The organism is Rhodanobacter sp. MP7CTX1, assembly GCF_014205795.1.
Classification (GTDB): Bacteria; Pseudomonadota; Gammaproteobacteria; order Xanthomonadales; family Rhodanobacteraceae; genus Rhodanobacter.
On the sequence record NZ_JACHCN010000038.1, the window covers coordinates 1 to 1,442 of the forward strand.

Genomic DNA, 1,442 nt, shown 5'->3' on the forward strand with positions numbered 1-1,442 from the left:
TGAACTGCACCCCAGAAGTTGGACACCCGTCCAATCTCTGGGGTGTTTGTCATGGCGAAGTACGACGAGCGATTTAAGTTCAAGGTGGCCCGAGAAGGTGCGCAAGGCACCACCGGATTGAGGGAGATAGCCAGCCGGTATGGGCTGGACCATTCGATGGTGCGCCGCTGGGTCGACAGCTACCGGGAACACGGCCGGGCGGGCTTGGCGAAGAAGTACAGTCGCTATGACGCCCCCTTCAAACAGCGCGTGCTTCAGCAGATGCGTGACGAGGGATTGTCTCGCCGGCAAGCGGCGACGCTGTTTGGCATTCGCAGCCCTGGAATCATTGGCGTGTGGCAACGCCAGTATGATCAAGGCGATCTGGGCGCGCTGACGCCTGCCTGCGAACGAAAACCTCGGATGCCCCCGAAAAAATCCATGGACCCGGCTCTCAAGCCCGACGAGGAGCTCACCCGCGGGGAGTTGCTCAAGGAGCTGGCGTATCTGCGTGCGGAGACCGCCTACTTAAAAAAACTCGATGCCTTAATCCAGGAAGAGCAAACGGCAACACGCGCCAAAAAGCGCAAGCCGTCCAAGGATTAAGGCTATTGCATCCGCTGCCCCTGTTGCTCAGGGCAGCCGAGTTGTCACGCAGCACGTTTTACTACCAGGTCCAGGCCATGACGTCGGTCGGCGAGCAGGCGGACTTGGAATGCCGGATCCGGGCCGTCTACGACCGACATAAAGGCCGCTACGGTTACCGACGGATCACGGCCACCCTGCGCCAGACGGGAGACATCATCAATCACAAGGTGGTGCAGCGCTTGATGACTGCGATGGGTCTGAAGTCGTTGGTGCGGATCAAGAAGTATCAGTCGTACCGTGGAACCGAGGGCGCTGTTGTGTCAAATGAGCTCAAGCGTCAATTCCAGGCCGAGCGACCCAACCAGAAATGGGTGACCGATGTGACTGAGTTCAAGGTCAACGGGCAGAAGTTGTACCTATCGCCGGTCATGGACCTCTACAACGGCGAGATCGTGGCCTATCAGACAAGCCCCCGCCCCGTGTTCAACATGGTGCGTTCCATGCTGAGCAAAGCCTTCGAATGCTTGGCTCCGTCGGAAGCGCCGCTGCTGCACTCGGATCAGGGATGGCAATACCAGCAGTTGGCCTACCGGAAAATGCTGGCGGATCGGTCGCTAACCCAAAGCATGTCCCGCAAGGGAAATTGCCTCGACAACGCGGCCATGGAGAGCTTCTTCGGCACGCTCAAAGCCGAGTTTTTCCATCTGAATCGGTTCGACGGCATCGAGCAACTGAAGCGGGGCATCGACCGCTACATCCGCTACTACAATCACGACCGCATCAAGCTCAAACTAAAAGGCCTGAGTCCGGTGGAATACCGGACTCAGGCCTTCGGTACCTAGCTTTCAACTGTCCAACTTTGTGGGGTCAGTTCA

At 58.2% G+C, this 1,442-nt stretch carries 1 protein-coding gene; it reads left to right on the forward strand.

The genetic code is table 11. The features are described 5' to 3' along the window. The first annotated feature begins 51 nt into the window (after positions 1 to 51). Positions 52 to 1,409 (forward strand): IS3 family transposase gene (locus tag HDE77_RS20215; protein WP_184419720.1). Its coding sequence is split into 2 segments (ribosomal slippage): positions 52 to 517 and positions 517 to 1,409, totalling 1,359 coding nucleotides; the frame shifts between segments, so codons are not numbered across the junction. Positions 1,410 to 1,442 lie beyond the last annotated feature (33 nt).